Source organism: Lactobacillus sp. B3795, assembly GCF_026535805.1.
In the GTDB taxonomy this organism is placed as follows: domain Bacteria; phylum Bacillota; class Bacilli; order Lactobacillales; family Lactobacillaceae; genus Apilactobacillus; species Apilactobacillus kunkeei_C.
The window spans coordinates 40897-62077 of sequence record NZ_JAFNPE010000014.1 but is presented as its reverse complement, the minus strand read 5'-3'; the positions used below and the strand labels follow the sequence as shown (position 1 = coordinate 62077).

The 21181-nt window shown below is 38.8% G+C and carries 19 protein-coding genes; 8 read left to right on the top strand and 11 right to left on the bottom strand.

The window, feature by feature from the left end; translation table 11 throughout:
• Positions 1–455 precede the first annotated feature (455 nt).
• From J3U50_RS05645 to J3U50_RS05620, 6 genes are all read left to right on the top strand, one after another.
• Positions 456–1646, top strand: coding sequence for an amidohydrolase family protein (locus J3U50_RS05645; protein WP_054607692.1), 1191 nt, complete (start codon positions 456–458; stop codon positions 1644–1646).
• A gap of 17 nt (positions 1647–1663) precedes the next feature.
• Positions 1664–3307, top strand: coding sequence for a peptide ABC transporter substrate-binding protein (locus J3U50_RS05640; RefSeq protein WP_301945763.1), 1644 nt, complete (start codon positions 1664–1666; stop codon positions 3305–3307).
• A gap of 178 nt (positions 3308–3485) precedes the next feature.
• The gene (locus J3U50_RS05635; protein ID WP_301945762.1) at positions 3486–4652 is read left to right on the top strand and encodes an aminotransferase class I/II-fold pyridoxal phosphate-dependent enzyme; all 1167 of its coding nucleotides are present in this window, start codon (positions 3486–3488) and stop codon (positions 4650–4652) included.
• Positions 4653–5642, top strand: a complete 990-nt coding sequence (locus J3U50_RS05630; RefSeq protein ID WP_301945761.1) for an NAD(P)-dependent oxidoreductase — start codon at positions 4653–4655, stop codon at positions 5640–5642.
• Between the two features lie 97 nt (positions 5643–5739).
• On the top strand, positions 5740–6189 hold the full coding sequence (locus J3U50_RS05625) for a MarR family winged helix-turn-helix transcriptional regulator (RefSeq protein WP_301945760.1): 450 nt from the start codon (positions 5740–5742) through the stop codon (positions 6187–6189).
• 11 nt (positions 6190–6200) lie between these two features.
• On the top strand, positions 6201–6713 hold the full coding sequence (locus J3U50_RS05620; RefSeq protein ID WP_202812706.1) for a GNAT family N-acetyltransferase: 513 nt from the start codon (positions 6201–6203) through the stop codon (positions 6711–6713).
• A 25-nt stretch (positions 6714–6738) separates the two neighbouring features.
• On the opposite strand, the gene J3U50_RS05615 is transcribed toward J3U50_RS05620, so the two are convergent.
• The 11 genes from J3U50_RS05615 to J3U50_RS05565 form a co-directional block, all read right to left on the bottom strand.
• On the bottom strand, positions 6739–7059 hold the full coding sequence (locus tag J3U50_RS05615) for a hypothetical protein (protein WP_054607698.1): 321 nt from the start codon (positions 7057–7059) through the stop codon (positions 6739–6741).
• 98 nt (positions 7060–7157) lie between these two features.
• Positions 7158–8525: an aspartate ammonia-lyase gene (locus J3U50_RS05610; RefSeq protein WP_054607699.1), complete on the bottom strand. Its 1368-nt coding sequence runs from the start codon at positions 8523–8525 to the stop codon at positions 7158–7160.
• A 140-nt stretch (positions 8526–8665) separates the two neighbouring features.
• Positions 8666–10075, bottom strand: a complete 1410-nt coding sequence (gene sufB / locus J3U50_RS05605) for a Fe-S cluster assembly protein SufB (RefSeq protein WP_034533790.1) — start codon at positions 10073–10075, stop codon at positions 8666–8668.
• Positions 10059–10481, bottom strand: coding sequence for a Fe-S cluster assembly sulfur transfer protein SufU (gene sufU / locus J3U50_RS05600; RefSeq protein ID WP_301945759.1), 423 nt, complete (start codon positions 10479–10481; stop codon positions 10059–10061). Before sufU ends, sufB begins: the two co-directional genes overlap by 17 nt.
• Complete coding sequence (locus tag J3U50_RS05595; protein ID WP_301945758.1) at positions 10468–11682, bottom strand: aminotransferase class V-fold PLP-dependent enzyme; 1215 nt, start codon at positions 11680–11682, stop codon at positions 10468–10470. Before J3U50_RS05595 ends, sufU begins: the two co-directional genes overlap by 14 nt.
• The gene (locus J3U50_RS05590; RefSeq protein WP_301945757.1) at positions 11675–12832 is read right to left on the bottom strand and encodes a SufD family Fe-S cluster assembly protein; all 1158 of its coding nucleotides are present in this window, start codon (positions 12830–12832) and stop codon (positions 11675–11677) included. Before J3U50_RS05590 ends, J3U50_RS05595 begins: the two co-directional genes overlap by 8 nt.
• Positions 12832–13605 (bottom strand): Fe-S cluster assembly ATPase SufC, encoded by a 774-nt coding sequence (gene sufC / locus J3U50_RS05585; protein WP_141000151.1) that lies wholly within the window; start codon positions 13603–13605, stop codon positions 12832–12834. The genes J3U50_RS05590 and sufC overlap by 1 nt, the downstream gene beginning before the upstream one ends.
• A gap of 4 nt (positions 13606–13609) precedes the next feature.
• On the bottom strand, positions 13610–14182 hold the full coding sequence (gene nrdG / locus J3U50_RS05580; protein WP_041152657.1) for an anaerobic ribonucleoside-triphosphate reductase activating protein: 573 nt from the start codon (positions 14180–14182) through the stop codon (positions 13610–13612).
• Positions 14151–16325 (bottom strand): anaerobic ribonucleoside-triphosphate reductase, encoded by a 2175-nt coding sequence (gene nrdD / locus J3U50_RS05575; protein WP_263505079.1) that lies wholly within the window; start codon positions 16323–16325, stop codon positions 14151–14153. The genes nrdG and nrdD overlap by 32 nt, the downstream gene beginning before the upstream one ends.
• 319 nt (positions 16326–16644) lie before the next feature.
• The gene (locus J3U50_RS05570; RefSeq protein WP_301945756.1) at positions 16645–17790 is read right to left on the bottom strand and encodes an ElyC/SanA/YdcF family protein; all 1146 of its coding nucleotides are present in this window, start codon (positions 17788–17790) and stop codon (positions 16645–16647) included.
• Between the two features lie 98 nt (positions 17791–17888).
• Complete coding sequence (locus J3U50_RS05565) at positions 17889–18545, bottom strand: YoaK family protein (RefSeq protein WP_225424309.1); 657 nt, start codon at positions 18543–18545, stop codon at positions 17889–17891.
• Between the two features lie 149 nt (positions 18546–18694).
• On the opposite strand from J3U50_RS05565, the gene J3U50_RS05560 reads away from it, so the two are divergent.
• Entirely contained in the window at positions 18695–19849 is a 1155-nt protein-coding gene (locus J3U50_RS05560; RefSeq protein ID WP_301945755.1) for a cation:proton antiporter, read from the top strand.
• 553 nt (positions 19850–20402) lie between these two features.
• Positions 20403–21113 carry a B3/4 domain-containing protein gene (locus J3U50_RS05555; protein ID WP_263500806.1) on the top strand — a complete coding sequence of 237 codons (711 nt, stop codon included), beginning with the start codon at positions 20403–20405 and terminating at the stop codon, positions 21111–21113.
• Positions 21114–21181: the final 68 nt, after the last annotated feature.

Sequence of the window (21181 nt, the reverse complement as noted above, 5' to 3'; positions counted from 1 at the left end):
TATAAATAAATGAGAATAACAAACGTTGATATGTAGCTATTATTATTTTATCTAATGTTGACATCGAAAACGTAAATGGCAAAATGGTTAGAAAATCATTGACCTTTTTAAACCCAAAGTCTAGTATTTGAAATGTTCAATAAATAAAAAACAAATAACTAATAAAACATTTTTGATGAAGGTAATTAGATCTTTAGCCGTACTAAGCGAGTGTCGTTGCTGAAAGGACATTGCGACTACTGATTGAAAGACTTGATTGTATAAATTCACTTTTCCAGGTGAAATGGTTGTACCCATTATCGTACCGCGTATGAAGCATTAATTTGTGTAGTACGAGCGAGAAAATATTTGTGAAAATATTTTGAATCTGGGTGGTACCACGTTACAGACGTCCCTTGGCCGATTGGCTGAGGGGCGTTTTTTAGTTATTTGTTAAAAAGTTGGGAGAGATTTATATGCATAGAAAAATTTTTAAGAACGCCAACATCTTTGATGGAGTCCACGAAGATGTCTTTAAAGATTTTAGTTTTGCAGTCGATGTAGAAACAGGGAAGATTACTGAAATTGCTCAAGAAATTTCGCCAGCAGCAGACGATGAAGTAATTGATGTAAATCATAAGTTTGTCGCTCCGGGTTTAATCAATGCCCACACTCACATCACCAGTGATCCTAACATTAGCACTGGAGGTGATAAGGACGTTGTAGAAACCACAGTCGATGCCATCAAGGCATTACGAGCATTCTTAAAATCTGGCTGTACATACGTCAGACAATGCGGTGCTAGATACGGAATCGATATTCCAATCAAGCGTTTAATTACCGAAGGCAAAATCGATAATGTCCCACACGTGATGGCCTCAGGAAAGGCCTACACAATGACTGGTGGACATGGTGATTATGCTAACGGCGGAAACGTTGTTGATTCTCCAGATGAAATGAGAAAGAAGATTCGTGAAGGATTAAAAGCTGGTGCTGATTGCATCAAGATCATGGCATCTGGAGGTGTCATGTCACCTGGTGACTTCATGGACGAAGCTCAATTAACGATTGAGGAAATGAAGGTCGCCGTTTACGAAGCACATAACAAACATAAGATTGTCGCAGCTCACGCTGAAGGTAATCCAGGAATCAGAAACGCCATTGAAGCTGGTGTAGATTCTATCGAACACGGTTTTTACGTTGACGATGAAGAAATCGCAATGATGAAAGAACGTGGCACATATATTGTTCCAACCATTATCGCCGCAGCATCTGTAACCGAAAAGGGTAAGGAAACATTACCTAAGTGGGAACACCAAAAGATGGCTAACGCAATGGATGATGCATATACCAATGTCAAAAAGGCTTATCAAAACGGCGTCAACATTGCATTAGGTACTGATGCAGGAACACCTTATAACTACTTTGATATGACCACTCCTAAGGAATTAGAGATGATGGTTGAACGCATCGGAATGAGTGAATTTGAAGCGTACAGAACTTCTTACAAAGCCGCCGAGTTAATGAAAATTGATGATGAATACGGCTCAATCGAGAAAGATAAATATGCGGATTTCATAATCATTGATGACAACCCAATGGAAGACATCAAAGCAGTCCAACAAACAGATAAAGAAGTGTACGTAAGCGGAAGAAAAGAATTTTAGACTAGGGGATGAATTTTATGAAGAAAAACAAAATGATTATCGGATCAACCATGATTATGATGGCCATTGGTTTAGCTGCCTGTGGTAAATCTAACTCAGCAAGTGAAACATCAAATAACGGAACTACCAAGCCAATTAACTGGATGTCTACAGCAGAAATTACAACTTTAGACCCATCAAAGATTGTTGATACATCAACTGCTAATACTGCTTTAAATGCAGAACAAGGATTATTAACATATGGTGAAAAAGGAAAGTTAGATTATGGAATTGCCAAGAGTTACGATGTTTCAAAAGATGGTAAGACATACACATTCCATTTAAGAGATAACGCTAAATGGAGCAATGGAACTAAGGTAACTGCCAAGGACTTTGTTTATGGAGCTCAAAGAACAGTTAACCCAAAAACTGCCGCACAAAATACATATGATTTCGATCATGTCGTAAATTACGAAGCTATTAGTAAGGGTCAAATGTCATACAAGAAGTTAGGTGTATATGCACCTAATGACAAGACGGTAGTATATAAACTATCTAACCCACAACCATACTTTAAGTACCTAGTAGCTGGTACTGATTTCCTACCTCAAAACCAAGCTTTCGTAGAATCAAAGGGTAGCAAGTATGGAACTAACTCAGAAAATCAAATTTACGATGGACCATTTAAGGTTACCGGCTGGACCGGAACCAATGATACTTGGATGCTAGAAAAGAACGATAACTACTGGGATGCCAAGAGTACTAAACTAGAAAAGATTAAGATTAGCGTTCAAAAAGATGCTAACACTGCCTACAACGAATACCAATCAGGTCAATTGGATGAAATGATGTTAGCTGATAAAGAACAAGTTAAACATTACAAGGGCACTCCTGAATTCCATCAATTAGCCAGTGCACGTAACAACTACCTAGAATTTAACGAAGATAGAATTCCTGCATTTAAGAACGTCAACATCAGAAAAGCTCTATCAATGGTAGTTAACAGAGATCAATTTGTTAACGACGTAATGGGTGATGGTTCATTCCCAGCTAAGGGATTAGTTTCAACTGGAATGATGAGTAGAAACGGTGTTGATTTTGCGGATGCTGCTTACGTTAAGGATGCTGCTACCTACAACAAGAAGAGGGCACTATACTACTGGAACAAAGGGATGAAAGAAATCGGTAAGAAGACACTTACATTCAACATCTTGTTCGATGATACTTCTGAAGGTAAATCAATCACTGAATTCCTACAAAGTTCAGCATTTAGTCAACTACCTGGTTTGAAGGTAACCGCTACTAACATTCCAACTAAGGCTCGTTTGAGCAGACAAATTGCTTACGATTACGATGCCACAGTTACTGGATGGAGCACCACTTATCCAGACCCAATTTCATTCCTACAATTGCTAACAAGTACTTACCCATACAACTTCGCAAGATGGAAGAATGCTGAATACGACAAGTATGTAAATGCTGCATCAACTACTGATGCTAACAATTCAGCAAAACGTTGGGATGACATGGTTAAGGCCGAAAAGATTCTTATGAACGATCAAGGTGCCGTACCATTCTACCAAAGCTCAGAACCACAAGTTGTTAAGACTAACATCAAAAACGTTACTCACTCAGCTACTGGTTTGGAATGGAACTTCAGCAAAGCATACGTTGAAAAATAACATTAAAAAGAACCCGATTACCGGGTTCTTTTTTATTTTGTCAATTTACTTAGATGAAATTAATTCATTTTTCTAATACAAAATTAATAATTAGTTTGACATTGGCTATATAATCGTAATAATATATCGATAATGTTTCTAATCATTTTCTAATATTTGTAAAGGGAGGTTGATTAATATGTCTAAATTAATTAACAAAATTAGTGACAGAATGAGTAACGTTAAACCTGATGTCTTATTAGGTTTCAGCGATTCAATTTCTGATGTTGAAGGTTTAATTCCATTAACAATTGGAGAACCTGACTTCAACACACCTGATCACATTAAGGAGGCAGCAATTGCGGCAATCAACAACAACCACAGTCATTACACTGATTCACGTGGCGTTAAGGAATTGCGCGATGCTGCCGTTAAATTTTTAGCAGATAAATACGATTTACATTACGATTCTGAAACTCAGTTCATCGCCACTGTTGGTGTTACCGAAGCGCTATTTATCACGTTTGGAGCATTGCTAAACCCTGGGGATGGCGTTGTGGTACCTTCACCCGCGTTTTCTCCATATTTTAACAATGTTGAATTCTTTGGCGCTCATTCGGTAGAAGTTGATACATCCGACGATGGATTTGTCCTAACTCCCGAAAAATTAGAAGCAGCGATTAAGGAACACCCAACAATTAAAATTGTCATCATCAATACACCAAACAACCCAACTGGAGTGTCATACACTTCGGAACAATTAAAGGGCTTGGCTGATGTGATTGAAAAACACGACCTCGTCTGTTTTAGCGACGAAATTTACAGTGAATTAACTTACGATCAAGAACATGAATCAATTGCGAAATTCATTCCTGAACGCACAATTGTATTCAATGGACTATCTAAGTCACATGCGATGACAGGATGGAGAGTTGGTCTGGTTTATGGACCAGAAGAAATCATCCATACTGCGCGCTCAATTCACGAATACACTGCCACATCATTACCTGGTGCCGTTCAATACGCTGCCGTTGAAGCTTTAACAAACGGTAAAGATGATGGTATTGAAATGAGAAAAGTTTACGAAAAGCGCCGTAACTTACTACGTCAGGGATTAGCTGATGCAGGAATTGAAAGTCCTAACCCAAGTGGTGCATTTTACATCTTTGGTAAGATTCCTGAAAAATTTGGCGACGATGACTTTGAATTCTGTCGTCGAGTTGCCAGAGAAGCCAAGGTTGGAACAATGCCTGGTAGTGCGTTTGGTAAATCTGGAAAGGGGTATTTCCGTTTAAGTTATGCAACCAGTGAAGACAATTTGAATGAAGCAGTGAAACGCATTGCTAAGTTTGTGGAGGATAACTAGATGAAAATACTAATGTTTAACACCCAACCATATGAAGTAGAAACTTTTGCAAAAATTGCTGATGATTTGAAGGTCCAAATCGACTGGACGGAAGAGGGACTATCCCTTGATAACGTCGATAAGACCAAGGATTACGATGCAATTACTATCCAACAACACGGTAACCTTGAAGGCGAAGATTTATACAAACGTTTGGCCGAAAATGGTATCAAACAAATTTCGTTACGTAGTACCGGATACGAAATTATTGATTTAGATCTAGCTAACAAATACAACCTAAAAGTTACCAATGTTTCTGGGTACTCACCTCGCTCAGTCAGTGAATTAGTATTAGCTGATACCATGGCGTTATTACGCCGTTTAAAGGATTACAGCAAGCGTGAGGAACGAAACGACTTTAGTTGGACCGGTGCGCAAGCCCGTGAAATTCACAACTTAACCGTTGGAGTAATCGGAGCCGGTACCATCGGAAGTGCATCCGCACGTATTTTTAGAGCGCTAGGCGCTCGTGTGTTAGCATACGATCCAGTCAAACGAACTGATTTGGCTGATACGGTCGAATACGTAGATGTAAACTACCTATTATCAGAATCTGATGTCGTAACCCTACACACACCATTAACGCCTGAAATGGACCGTTTTATGAATTTTGATCGATTCAAGAAGATGAAAAACGATGCTATTTTCATCAACGCCTCCCGTGGTGGAGTTGTTGATACTGACGCGTTGGTTGCTGCCCTAGAAGCCGGTGAAATCGGTGCAGCAGGAATTGATGTGTTTGATGGTGAAGCTGGAATTACCAGTGTCGACCTTGGTGACAAGGGATACGACAATGACAACTTAAAAGCTTTAATTGCGATGGATAACGTAATTGTTACTCCACATATTGCCTTCTTTACCGACATTGCGGTCTACAATATGGCGTTATTCTCAACGAGAGATGCTATCAAGATTGTTAACGGAGAAGAGGCTGTGTACCCCGTTAATTAAAGAAACAAAAAAGAGCTCATTATGAGCTCTTTTTTGTTGGAAAATAATATGTAATTGTGATATAGTTGCATTTGCAACAAAAAGTGGAGGTGCTTGTATGGATTCATTAAGGAAAATAGGTGTGATAGCAAGGTCTTTGGATTCAATTAGTAATATAGAGTTTAAGGAATATGAATTATCAAAGGGGCAATATCTATATTTAGTCCGTATAGGCGAAAATCCTGGGATTATTTTACAACAACTATGTGAAATGATTTGTGTTGATAAGACAACTGGTAGCAGGGCCGTTAACAATTTAGTAAAAGCACAGTTAATAAGAAAAGAAATTAGTGTAAATAATAGAAAAAATCAGCTCTTATACCTGACTGAAAAAGGAAAAGAAATGTATGACATTGTAGATAGGGAGAATAAGTATTCTAATGAAGTTGCTCTTAATGGTTTTAGCGCATCCGAAAGAAAATTATTTAATCAATTATTAGATAAAGCCAAAGACAATGTCGTAAAAGATTGGCAAAAAGTCAAACGTGGTGAGAAAAGAGACTACTAGGAGGCGTTATTATGATTGAAATGAAGAAAGTTAAATTATCTGATGTTTACGAACTTCGTCAAATTAGTATTGAAACTTTCAAAGATACTTTTGGTGATGATAACAGTCAGCAAGATTTAGAAGAAATGTTTGAGAACAATTATGGAATTGATCAGCTAAAGAAGGAAATTAGCGATGATAAAACTGATTTCGAGTTTATCTACGTTGATAATGAATTGGCTGGTTACCTAAAGATTAATATTGATGAAGCTCAATCTGAAGATATGGGCAGTGACTATTTAGAAGTTGAAAGAATTTACATCAGAAAGAATTTTAAACGTCGCGGCTTAGGATCTCAATTTATGAACTACGCGATTAATGCTGCTAAAGAAGCGGATAAGAGCTTTATTTGGCTTGGCGTTTGGGAAAACAATACAAACGCGATTGGTTTCTATCAAGTAAAAGGATTTACGCCTTTCTCTGAACACATCTTTGTTGTTGGTTCCGATAAACAAAGAGATATTTTAATGAAAAAAGCAATATAAAAAGAGCTCATTATGAGCTCTTTTTTTAGTTATATAAACTATATACGCTTAATAGGACTGAAATGATTAAATTAATCAAAATGATGGTAAAACCAAGTGTCCCGTTTGCGACTAGAATGATTCCTAAGATAAATACGATGATGCCGATTACTGCGGGGATCATCCAATTGTTTTTCCAGAAAAATAAAATGATTTCAACAAATGTCAAAATGGTGATTAACCATAATAGTGTTAGTGAAAAATCAGTTACGTATAAGTCTGAAATATCTTTGATGGTGATAATTAGCATGTAGACAGTCATCAAAAGACTGATGGCAGCTAACACGCCTTTAGTAGTTTTTTGCATTTGTATTCAACTCCTGACTTTATTTTAAATGTCTCAGGGTTGCTTGTAAAACTAAAATAAAAAAATAAAAAAAGAGCTCTATTCGAGCTCTTTTTTTATTAGCTTTCACCGTTAACTAGATATTCTGGGGAGAATAGTTGTTTAACTTTTTCAGGAGATAAAATATGGTTTTGAATTAGTAGGTTTGGTACAGTCTTGTTTTCCTTGGTGGCTGTCTTGATTAGCTCGGTGGTCTTGTTGTAACCCAAGATAGGAGATAGGACTGTGGCGGTTACGGCTGATTTACGAACGTCATCTAGACACTGTTTAACATTGACGTCGATACCGTCTAGACAGTGGTCAACCAATGTTTCGATTGCGCGTGCCAAGTGAACTTCGGCGGTTAGAATGCTCTTGAACATGATTGGTTCAAAGGCATTTAGTTCCAATTGACCGGCTTCTGAAGCGGCAGTGACGGTGGCGTCAAAACCGATTACTTCAAAGGCAACCTGGTTCACAACTTCTGGGATAACAGGGTTAACCTTGTTAGGCATGATTGATGAACCGGCTTGGCGTTTTGGTAGGATTAATTCATTCAAACCAGATTGTGGACCGCTACCAAGTAGACGTAAATCGTTACTGAACTTGGATAAGTCAACGGCCAATGTTTTTAAACTAGAGGAGAATGCGACGAAGTGATCTGTGTTTTGAACAGCGTCGATTAAATCTTCATCCTGTTTGAGGTCGAAACCGGTAATCTTGTTGATTTCGTCCACGATGTGATCACGGTAGTACTTAGTGGTGTTAGTACCAGTACCGATGGCAGTTCCACCCATGCTGACGGCCTTTAGTTCATTTTCAGCGCTGTTGATTCGTTTCAAATCACGACGGAATAATGAAGCGTAAGCATGGAATGTTTTTCCATAGGTAGTAGGAACGGCATCCTGAAGTTGGGTTCGACCTAATTTAATGGTGAACTGGAATTTCTTGGATAGTTCATCTAGGATTTCGATTAATCGATTAATTTCGCTGGTTAATTTTGGTAAACGTTTAATCATTGCTAGTTTACCAGCGGTTGGGTAGGTATCGTTAGTAGATTGTGCCTGGTTAACATCATCGTTTGGATGAATGAAGACATCAGGATGTAATTTCATTGCGACATTGGCAATTACTTCATTTACGTTCATATTTGTGGAAGTTCCGGCCCCACCTTGGATGGCTGGAGTGATAAAACTCTCTGGTGAGGGGTGCTCAAGTAAGTAGTCGCAAGCATCTACGACTGTGTTATATTTTATAACATCAGTCGCTTTTGCACCGTAATTTGCGGTGATTGAGGCTTTTTTAATCTGAATGTAACTTTCGATCAAAAGCGGGTCAACTTTCTCTTCTGTAATCGGGAAATTCCCTGCGGCTCTAAGGGAGTGGATACCATACAAAGCATCATCAGGAACTTCTAGTTTACCAACACAATCTTTTTCGATACGCATAAAAACATCTCCTAAAATAGTTATATGTTATAAAATGTTACATTAAGTATAAACTAAATCTTTAATTAGTCAAATGAAATATCTAAATTTGTTTCACATGAAACAAAAGCGCCCCTAGAAAAGCTCTAGGGGCGCTAATTTTAACCAACGGAATCTTCCATTTGGTAATCAATTAATTTATTTAATTCCATCGCGTATTCCATTGGAAGTTGGTTTGAGAAGGGTTCAATGAATCCCATGATAATCATCTTAGTAGCCTGAGCTTCGGATAAGCCACGGCTCATTAAGTAGTATAGGTCGGTTTCTGAAATTTTTGAAACCTTGGCTTCGTGTTCGATTTCGGAATCACCATTGTAAATATCATTGTGCGGAATGGTGTCACTCATTGAGTCATCATCCATGATGATCGTGTCGCATTCAATGTGTGATTTAGAGTAGTGAGCATCTTCAATCATACGGATTGTTCCACGGTAGTTACAAGTTCCACCGTCTTTACAGATTGATTTTGATACCACATTGGATGAAGTGTGAGGAGCATGGTGTCTCATGATGCAGCCGGTATCTTGGTAAATATCACCGCTAGCAAATGCGATTGATAGCATTGTTCCGTTGGCGTAGGGACCATTCAAATCGATACTTGGGTACTTCATGGTAACTTTTGATCCTAGGTTTCCGTCGACCCATTCCATGGTGGCATTTTCATCAGCGGAAGCACGTTTGGTTTCCAGACTGTAAACATTGTCGGACCAGTTTTGAATGGTGGTGTAGCGACAAAAGGCGTTCTTCTTCACGAAGACTTCGACGTCGGCTGCATGCAAACTATCTTCTGAATAGTTAGGGGCGGTACAACCTTCAACGTAGTTCACACTGGCATCTTCATCAACGATGATTAAGGTTCTTTCGAATTGACCGGTTCGACCGGCGTTGATTCTAAAGAATGCTTGGATTGGAATCTTGGCATGGACACCCTTTGGAACGTACAAGAAGACACCACCAGACCAAACCGCTGTGTTTAGCGCAGCGAATTTGTTCATTTGAGGCGTAACTAGTTTACCGAAGTATTCCTTAACTAAGTCAGGGTGTTCCTTTAATGCCGTATCGGTATCTGAAAAGATGATTCCCATGTCGGCGAATTCTTTTTTGATGTTGGCGTAAACAGCTTCTGATTCGTATTGAGCTTCGGCACCAGCTAGGTATTTACGTTCTGCTTCTGGCACCCCGATTTTTTCAAAGGTGTTCTTAATATCTTCTGGAACATCGTCCCAACTACGTGATACTGAATCGGTCGCTCTTTGGAAGTATCTGATTTTGCTTAAGTCGAGATCAGATAAGTCGGGACCGAAGTCAGGCATGGGTAGTTTTTGGAAGATTTTAAAAGCATTCAAACGAATATCTAACATCCATTTGGGTTCATGTTTTTGTGCTGAGATTTCGCGGACGATATCTTCAGTTAGGCCATCACCGGTTGAAAAGACGGGTTTAACGTCGTCTTTAAAACCGTATTGATAATCATCATTTAAGTGTTGGATTGATTTATCGATTGATATCATCTCCGTTAATTAATTGATAAATTGCTTTGAAGGGAAGCATGGCACATTTAATGCGAATTGGTAGGTGCACGACGGATTGAAAGGCGACTAAATCACCTAACAGTTCTTCGTTAAAATCTTCGTGTGTCATCATTTTGGACATATTTAAAACGAGTTCATTGATTTGATCAGCGGATTTATCTTGAATTGCTTCTATCATCATCTGAGTGGCACCCTTACAAATAATGCAGCCATCGCATGCCACTTGTAGGTTTTCTACGTTGGGTTGCTTTGCATCAGCAGCCATCATAATGTCATCACCACAGGTGGGATTAGTTAGATGGACGTCTGAATCAAACTGATTATTGTTAGGGCATTCACTGGCTTTTTGCATGATGATGCGTTGATAAATGTTACTTAGATCCATTGAAAAATTCCTTCATTTCGTTAATACAGTCGACTAGTCGGTTGCATTCTTCAATCGTGTTGTAAATGTAGAGACTAGCACGTAATGTCGCGTTGACTCCCAGTTTGTGGGTTAGTGGTTCGGCACAGTGTTGACCAGCTCTGACGTCGATATTCTTAGAGTCAAGGAAGGTTGCAGCGTCGTGTGGGTGAATATTGTCGACGTTAAAAGAGACGATTCCAGTTTGACGTTTAGTTGGTCCATATACTGAAACGCCGTCTAAAGCGTTAAGTTGGTCGTATAGGTATTGACCTAGTTTTTCACATTGTGCCTGCACGTTAGTCATTTTAAGTTCTTTTAGATAAGAAATTGCGGCGTCTAAACCGATGACACCCTCAATATTTGGGGTGCCGGCTTCTAGTCTGTATGGAATGTCTTTAACCTTGTAGTCGGTAGTTGATACTGATTCAATCATCTCGCCGCCGACACGGGGACTATCCATGTTTTCTAGTAAATCTTGTTTACCGTATAAAACACCGATGCCGGTTGGTGCCATCATCTTGTGTCCGGAAAAGGCTAACCAGTCAATTGGTGTTTCTTGCACATCGATTGGTAATTCGGGAGCAGCTTGCGCACCGTCGACTAGGATGTCAGCGCCGTGTTCATGAGCCAATGTGGTTAGTTGATTAATGGGATTGATGTTTCCTAAGACATTGGAAACGGCAGTGACTGCCACTAATTTGGTTTTGTCGGAAATGATTTGTTTAGCGGCATTTAAGTCGAGGTTGGCATCTTCATTTAGCGGAATGAATTTCAAAGTTGCGCCGTTATTTTTCGCAATCTTTTGCCATGGAAGGAGGTTACTGTGGTGTTCTGCGATTGAAACCACAATCTCGTCACCATCTTTTATGTGCTTTGCATAATATCCGTTAGCGATTAAGTTAATGCTATCGGTGGTACCAGCAGAAAAGACGATTTCTTTTGCGCTACTGGCATTAATGAATGAGGCAATGTTTTGTCTGGATTGTTCAAACATTTCTGTCGTTTCCCCGGCATCAGTGTAGACGCTTCGGTGCACGTTGAAATTGTGGTGAGTGTAAAAGTTACTGATTGCGTCAATGACGTACTTTGGCTTTTGAGTCGTTGCAGCGTTGTCAAAGTAAATCATATCTGAATGCTCTTTGAAGATGGGAAAGTGATGACGAATGTTTAGACTATCCATGAATACGCTCCTCTAGGTTATTTAATAAGTGTTCTTGTACTGATTTGTCTGGGAATTTTTCAATTAAAGGTGTCAAGAATCCGCGGGTTAATAGGAAACGGGCGGTCTTGTTGTCAATTCCTCTTGTTTTTAAATAGTATAGCTGTTCGGGGTTAACTTTACCAACACTCGCAGCGTGACCGGCAACCACATCGTGATTGTCGATTAAAAGAATTGGGTCAATTTTCCCCTTACTTTCGGGACTTAAAGTCAATAGTCGACTGATTTGATCTGAATCAGAGTCGCTAGCTTCCAGCTTAATTTGACCAGTAGTATCGTAGACAGTCTTGGATTTATCGGCGACGATACCACGTTGTGATATCAAGCCACTCGTATTGGGACTTTTATTGATAATTTTGGTTTGAACTACTTGGTTTTGGTTTTGATCGGATAGACTCACTAGATTAATTCTAGCGGAACTGCCCATACCATCGAGGTCAATCTTGCTGTAGTAGCGACTGTCACCATGATTAAATAGTCCGACATAAGTCTTTAAGTTGGCGTTTTGCGCTAAATAAGCATTTAAAACGCGGTGAGATTTTTCGCTATTAGTCATTGCAGCGTCATAGAAGGAGACGTTGGCGTGATCTCCTAGCAATACTTCAATCATTAGGCGGTCGTTTTTAGGGTGTTGTTTTGAATCCTTGTAGGTGAATGAAACTTCACTTCCTGAAGCAGCGATAATTAGGAGGTGTTTTTCCTGCATGTTGTGATCGACTAAGTCGGAGATGTCGATTGATTCATCAACGCAGACATCTTTAGGGATGAAAACAAACCCACCACTTTGTAGATACGCAAGATGGTTCGCATTTAATGCGTTATCACGCCAATAAATTGCTTTTTCCATCAAGTTTTCTTGGATTAGTTCCGGAAACTCGTTTGCAGCGGCGAACAAGTCCATCATGATAATGCCTAAATCCTGTAAGTTTTTAGGTGCTAAGTTTTGCGTATCTATTGAACGGAAACTAAGTTCAGGAGATTCAAAGTGAAACTTGCGAAGTGGTGCGGGAACCTTCATCGTCTTTTTCATATCGTTTGCGACAATGCGTTTAACGGTTAACCATTGTGGTTCGTTATGTGATTGGGCAAATTCTTGAACTGACATACTCATTATTCATCCACCAGCTTTACGTCGATGCCTAATTGATCACGCAATTGGGCGTAACCGTTTTGTTCTAGTTGTTCAGCTAGGTGATAGTCACCGCTGGTAACGACGCGACCACCCATCATAACGTGAACGACATCTGGTTTAACGTAACGTAAGATGCGGTTGTAGTGGGTGATGATAAGTGAAGAGAAGTGATCATCTCGCATGTGATTGATTCCCTTTGAAACAACTTTTAAGGCGTCGATATCTAGCCCAGAATCGATTTCATCTAGGATGGCTAGATTGGGTTGAATCATCATCATTTGAAGGATTTCGTTTCGCTTCTTTTCACCACCGGAGAAACCTTCGTTAAGGTATCTGTCGGTGTATGATTCGTCGATATCTAAGAAGTCCATGACGTAGTCTAAACGTTTCATGAAGTCTAAAACTGATACTGGTTTGTCAGCCACCGCATTCATCGCGGCATGAATGAAGTCGACATTTTTTATCCCACTGATTTCGGTAGGGTATTGCATACCAATGAAGAGACCCAAACGGGCACGTTCATCGGTTGCCATGTCGTTTAATTCCTTGCCATCGAATGAAATGGTTCCTTCAGTAATTGAATACTTTGGTGAACCCATGATGGTCTGAGAAAGAGTCGACTTACCAGTTCCGTTGGGTCCCATGATGACATGGACTTCACCGTCTGGGATGGTTAAGTTTAGTCCCTTGATGACTTCTTCATCGGTTTCATTGATTTTAACGTGTAGGTTTTCAATTTTTAACACAATAATCCTCCTAGTGAACTAACTTGTCCCAAAGTACGACCTTATTTTCTTCAAGTGACTTTGGCACATTGATAATTCTTTGGTTAGCACTACCGCGGAATTGAAGAGTTAAATCTTTTTGGTCTTCCATGAAACGACCATCAACTAGGATGTCGATCATTGAAAGTAGTTTTAATTTGTCATATGAATCTTTTAGTAATTCATCGAATGTGTAACCTGACCATGACCAGATGTCCTTGGTGTGGCCGAATTCTTCTCTAACTCGTTTGCATAAACGAAGGCAAACTTGCGTATTCAAGAAAGGTTCTCCACCCAATAGGGTAAGACCTTGAACGTAATCTTTTTTCATATCTTCGATGATTTGGTCTTCTAAATCTTGTGAGTAAGGTTGTCCGTAATGGAAGTTTTGTGAGGCGACATTGTAACAGCCGGGGCATAAGAACTTGCAACCAGAAACATAGATACTGCAACGGATTCCCTCACCATCAACGAAGTTAAATGGCTTATAGTCAGCAATATATTGTTGGCTTAAGTCTTTTGCAAGCCATTCCTTAGGCTTTGGATTGTTTGGCTGTCTCTTCATGTGCGACACTTTCTACCATTCCTTTCGACATATTCTTTTGACGTGATGAAATTTCAACGTGACGACCGTGAACCATTGGACGTGCTTGAGGGTTACCTAAGTAACCGCAAGTTCTCTTAACAACGTCACAGTACTTAGGATCGTGGTTGCCACATTGAGGACACTTGAAACCACGGGCGGTAGCTTCAAATTCACCCTTGAAACCACACTTGAAGCACTTATCGATTGAAGTGTTGGTACCTAGGTATCCAACATGGTCGTATGCCCAGTCCCAAACGGCTTCTAGTGCCTTAGGGTTTTGCTTTAGGTTAGGGTATTCACAGTAGTGAATGAATCCAGCTGAGGCATAGTGAGGATAAGCTTCTTCAAATGTTAGTTTTTCAAATGGGTTAGGACGTTTTCTAACGTCGTAGTGGAAACTGTTAGTGTAGTATTCCTTATCGGTGATGTCTTTAACCTTACCGAATTTTTCGATATCGTCTTGAGCAAATGTATCGGTTAATGATTCGGCTGGAGTGGAGTATAGGCTGTAGTGGTAGCCACTTTCCTTACTCCATACACGGCATAGACGGTTTAATTCAGCAACGATGCTGACAGTGAAGTCGTGAGCTTCTTGGTTTGATTCCCAATCTGGACCGAAGAAGGCAGTTCCTACTTCGTATAGTCCGATGTAACCAAGTGATACTGTAGCACGTTCGTTTCTAAATAGTTCATCAACGCTGTCAGTTGATTTTAGACGTTTACCAAATGCACCGTACTTGTATAGTAGTGGGGCGTTATCTGGTTTGGCTTCCTTCGTTCTTTCGATACGGTATGCCATGGCTTGGTGAACGATATCTAGTTTTTCTTCAAAGATGTGCCAGAATAAGTCCATGTCACCATTGGCCAATAGTGCGATACGTGGAAGGTTAACGGTCACAACACCTAGGTTCATACGACCGGCGTTTACGGCTTTACCGTTTTCGTCAGTCCACTTAGGTAGAAATGATCGACAACCCATTGGGGCCTTGAAGTCACCGGTGATTTCACAAAGTTTGTCGTACATCAAAATATCAGGGTACATACGCTTTGTAGCACATTCGATAGCTAGTTCTTTCACGTCGTAATTTTCGTCGTTAGGGTTTAAATTTAAGCCTTTCTTCAATACATAGATAAGCTTAGGGAAGATGGCAGTACGACGTTCCTTACCAAGTCCTTTAATACGAATTCTTAGGATGTCTTTTTGGATTTCCTTTTCAATCCAGTTGGTACCTAGACCGAAACTAACAGTGGTAAAAGGTGTTTGACCTTGTGATGAGTATAGGGTGTTAATTTCGTATTCTAGTGATTGCATAGCGTCGAAGATATCCTTCTTAGTACGGTCTTTTGCGTATTCTTCGCGCTTGTCTTCTTCTACCCATTCTGAGGCAGTCTTTAAGTGCTTTTCATAGTTAATTTCGGCAAATGGTGCCAATACTTGATCGGCACGGTCGAATGATAGTCCACCGTATTGTAGGGATGCTACGTTGGCAATGATTTGAGAAACTTGAGCGGTCGCAGTTTGGATTGAGCGAGGTGATTTAACTTCGGCGTTACCAATCTTAAAACCGTTATTCAACATTTCTGCAAAATCAACTAAGCAACAGTTGGTTTCAGGAGTTGCTGGTGAGTAGTCTAAATCGTGCCAGTGAATATCACCTCTAAGGTGAGCTTTGGCTACTAGTGGAGGTAGCATTTGAAGACCGATGGCCTTGCTGGCAGCCCCTGCTTCTAGGTCTCTTTGGGTGTTAAAGACGTTACTATCTTTGTTGGCATTTTCGTGAACAACTCTGTCGTAACGGTTGAATAGTTGGTCGATTCGAGCCTTTACATCGGTTGCTTTCTTGAATTTTTCAATGTCTTTTTGTTCATATTTTAAGTATTGCTCTTTAGCATCTAAGAAATCATTTTCTTCTAGAAATTGAATGATGAAGTCATGAATATGACTTGAGGTAATTTCTTCTTGATCCTTAGTAAATAGGTTCAAACGTTCAAAGAAACGCTTGTTATCTTCCTTACTAATACCCAGTTGATTTAGCACAAAATCAATCTTGTATTTATAGAATTTGGTCTTGTCGCCAGAATTCTTTATAACGTTTAAATGGGCAAAAGTTTTATCAAACATTATATCAGTCCTATCCTTAAAATATACACTATAACTTGTGTCTGAAATAATGTTAACACGCATATATAGTGTAAAAACATTCTTGAATGTCAATTTGAATAGTGCGTACTGAATGATTATAATAATTTAATTTTCTCATAATACGTAGTGATGAGCGATTTCGCCTTTTTTCGTCGAACATTTTTGGAATTTTGTCTAAAAATGTTCAAATTGAATGCTTACGTATCGTGCCCAAAGTATTGATATACTAACGTTTAATAAGTGAAATCCGAATGAAAAACACAAAAAAAGAACTTTATTGAAAAAGTTCTTTTTGGGATTATCGTTGGATGTTTGGAATTAACCAATAGCCACTGGTTCTTAATGAATCTAAGAGGATTTTATTTACCGCTGGATCAGTTTGTTTTAATGCGTTTAGGGCGTTTGGATCATCGACAGATACTAGTTGAGAAAGACTGTATTTCCCGTTTGAAACCAGTTTGGCGGTCTCAAACAGTGTATATGCTCGACGCATATGAGATGCGCTGGAGACAATTGTTGCGTGTTTGGCGTGGTGATTGTTCAATATCTGAGTTACGTTTAAAGCGTTGCCGACGGTGTCGAGTGAACCTTGTTCGGTGATGATACGATCACTTTCCACGCCGTGCTGAATCAACCAGTTCTTCATAACCTTGGATTCAACCTTTGGTTCAGCTGGAAGTTCACCACCGGAGACGATTATTTTGGCCTTTGGTTGTTGTTTAGCTAGCGCCAATCCTTTCTCTAGTCGTTGAACCAGCGTCTTTTGTGGTTTTCCATTGCTATCTAGGACAAATCCTAAGATGACAATGTAGTCACTTTTACCATCTTTATTAGTGCTTTTAACGGTTTGGTTTAACTTCATATCCAATGATTTTGTGATTAATTGAGTGACCTTTTTGATTTGATCGGTTTTAGTGCTGTTCAAACGATTTAGTTTTTGAAGTGAAGAATTGAATTTTTTTGGTTGTTTGAATAGTTCATTATTCATCGCTAATTGGAGTAATGCCTGATAGTTACTCGGATTGATATTTCTGATTCTGTTTAATACCAATTGAGCTTCCTTTGGATTTCCGTTTAACTGGTAGATGGAAGCCAATCCCAGTAGGTATTGGACGTTATTGGGGCTGATTTTTAGGGCCTTTTCAAACAACGAGATTAGTTCGTCATTGTTAGAGGAGCTGGTCACACCAACCTTTTGCGTTGTGCCAAAATTAGGTTTGTTCCAGTAATTATACAAGATTGCTTGATTAATGGCATCAAGCTTGGATTGCATACTCTTATCCTGCTTTAGGTGGTCTAAAACGGATTTGTAAGAGAAATTATAATTGTATTGCTTAGCCTTGGTTTCACTGCTAGCGTGCGATGTAAACTTTGGTGATAGTGCCGATTGACCCATGAATAGAAATGTCGATAGTAATAAAAGGTATTTGTGTTTTTTTAACATCCAACCCCTCCTCTGCTTTAGTAACTACAGATTAGCAGTGCGATGTTATTTTTAAGTAAATTAAACGTAAAAAAAGAGTAAATTTGAAATTTACTCTTTTATAGTTGGTTTTCGTGTCGATAGATTAGGATGCAGCGAATTTGGAATACTAAAATGACGATTAGTTCCAAACCGACAACCCAGATGGTCTTAGTATGGAAGAAAAGTGATAGGATGCTGGCCTCAAAAGCTCCGCATAGAAAACTTAAAACCAGGCCACCGTAGTAAAGTAACTTGGTTTTGAATTCGTGTTTTTTAGTTTCCAAATACAAGAATAGGTTATTCATTGTTTTTTGAAGGTTTCCAGTACTAAACATATTGGAGTATCCCAATCCAGACATTGTATTAAATGTTGAAAGCTGAAGGGCCGTGGTTAAAGACATTGAAGTCGTGATCATTAATTGCGGGACGTTGTATTTCAAAAAGCCCACAATTGTACAGACTGCAATTTCAATGGCCAAAATATAGACCTTCCAGTAGTTTAGTTTATGTTTATCTAGATTATGGTGAATCCAATTAGCTAATAGAATTCCGATTGAAAATGCAATCACCGGTAAAATTCTTTCTAAAAAGTGACCATAATCGAATTGTGTCAACGCTAATGCGGACAAAATTAAATTCCCTGTTTGGGTACTTGCAAATATTCCACCATGTTCGATGTAAGTATAGGCATCAAGACAACCACCGATGGAGGTTAAGAAGAATGCCGTTGATATTTTTTCACCGAATCGGGCGGGGTGAGGTGCGTCGATAATGTTGACTCCCTTTCTCTAAAGTAATAAGTTATACATAAGTTATTTATAAATAGTACTACCATATTGTTTTAAAATAAACAGAATTGTTTTATTCGGGGAGAAGGATTTATTTGGATTATTTAATCGCATTGTTTTTAATGATTACATTTGCGAAATTTTTTGGAATGATTGCTTCTAAAATTCACATTCCAGAGGTAGTCGGACAAATCATGGGTGGTGTCATTCTTGGCCCATCCGTACTAGGATTGATTCACCGACAGGATATTGTAATTGCACTAGCTTCATTGGGGGCTGCACTATTGATGTTTGGTGCCGGTCTAACTTGTGATATCGACAGATTGAAGAAGTATTTTGGTACAGGTGTCATCGTGGCACTGTTTGGGGTAGTGTTTCCGGTCGGATCAATTTATCTAATCTGTAGATACTTCCAACTTTCGATTATTGAAAGTGCCTTTATCGGAATCGTGTTCGCGGCAACATCAGTGTCCATCTCAGTTGCCGTCTTAGAAGAAATGCATGAATTGAAATCCGCAGCTGGAATTACGATTTTAGCCGCAGCCGTAGCCGATGATATTATTTCAATCGTCTTGCTAAGTGTCTCTATTCCTATTTTAGGAGTGGGCCGTGGCCACGGTGATTCAGATGCATTATTCCTAATTATTTTACAAATTGTATTTTTCTTATTCTTGTGGCTTTGCTATAAGATTGTAACTTTATTAATCAACATTTTGGATGTTGATCCTGCTAAGGCAGGGGTATATTCATTCCTATTGTGCCTATTCTTAGCTGGAACTGCCGAAATGGTCAGATTAAGTGCCGTCACAGGTGCTTTCTTTGCTGGCCTAATCATCAGTCAGACTAAGTTTAAAAAGGTACTAATGTCTAGGTTAAAGAGCCTAGGAACATTGCTGCCAATTCCAATCTTCTTTGTAAGTATTGGTGTTGATATGCAAGTTAACGGAATCTACAAGCACTTATTGATGTTTGTAATCCTAACTGTGCTAGCGGTGGTTACTAAGTTCTTAGGTGCCTTTATCGGTGCCAAACTTAGCCGAATCGACTTAGCAAACTCCGTGGAAATCGGGGCGGGGATGATTAGTCGAGGAGAAGTCGGAATTGTTATCGCACAAGCTGGATTGGGCAGTCATTTTATTTCGACTAGCTATTATTCAACATTGATTGCTGTAATCGTTGTGACAACAATCTTAGCTCCACTAATTTTAAAACCAGTCGTATTATGGAAACGCAAAAGAGAGTCAGTATAAGCTGACCCTCTTTTTTTATGGAATATAAGATATTAATACCAGGATTAAATCGATAATAACAACGGTCACAATCGCACAAATAAAAGCTAGTAGTGGTAGGAATCTTTCATCACCAAACCGACTCATGTGGCGGACGTTTCTATCAAAGGAATTTGTAAATCGTTTATATGATTTTTTTAGATCTCTTTTTAGTTGAGCAGTGATAAGACGACAGTACTTACATTTGATTTGATTGAAGAATAAATTACCGCAAATCGGACACTTTAAATGAATGATGATTAACTCCTCCTTATTGATTTTTCACTATTGTATCAGGGGTTCTAACGGAAATAAATTTAGTGAAAAACTTAAAAATAAACACAGAGTTCATAAATATTCATTTAAGTATCGATATTGATGAATTATTGGACACGAAGTAAAAATAAAAAAATTATAGATGGATGATAAGTTAGTAAAATCACAAATGCTTTTGGATGGCATGTGTCAAAATGTGTTAAAAATTATATAAATTAGTGATAGTATTATTACATATTAAATGATAGGAGTGCTCTCAGTGACAAAGTTTACTATTGACGACGATTTTTTCGATATTTTTCCAGATGCACAAATTAACGTGATGATTTTAAAAAATATCAATAACAATTTAGCCAAAGAAGAACAAGATAAAGTAGATAATTTACTAGAAAAGGCACATGAAGACGCACAACAGTTCTTAACTGAAGAAGAGTTTAGAAAAAACGATGTTGTCGATAAATGGCGTTCTATTTACCAACAATTTAAGAAGAAAAAGGGAGCGCGTTCTTCAATTGAAGCACTGCTAAAACGAGTAGATCAAGGTAAGGGTGTTGGATCAATTAATCCATTGGTTGATATCTATAATGCATCATCATTAACATATGGAGTTCCTTGTGGTGGTGAAGATTTAGATACAATTGAAGGAGATATGCACTTGGGTGTTGCTAAAGGTGGAGAGGATTTCTTCCCATTAGGTGACGACGAAAATGAACCGGCATTAGAAGGCGAAGTCATTTATTATGATGGTAAGGGAGCTGTTTGTCGCTGTCTTAACTGGCGTGATGGTCAAAGAACCATGCTAACTGAGGATACCAAAAACGCCATTATGGTAATGGAAGCAATTGATGAATCACAAAAGAAAGCCACAAACGATGCGATGGACTTTTTGAAGATGAATTTAGAAAACTACATGAACATTAATTCAAATATTCATCATTTAGATGCCAAAAACTCAAGCATAGAAATTTAAAAAATAACCGTTGAGCTTATAGTTCAACGGTTATTTTTATTTTTAATTATCATATTCTTATGCTTAAA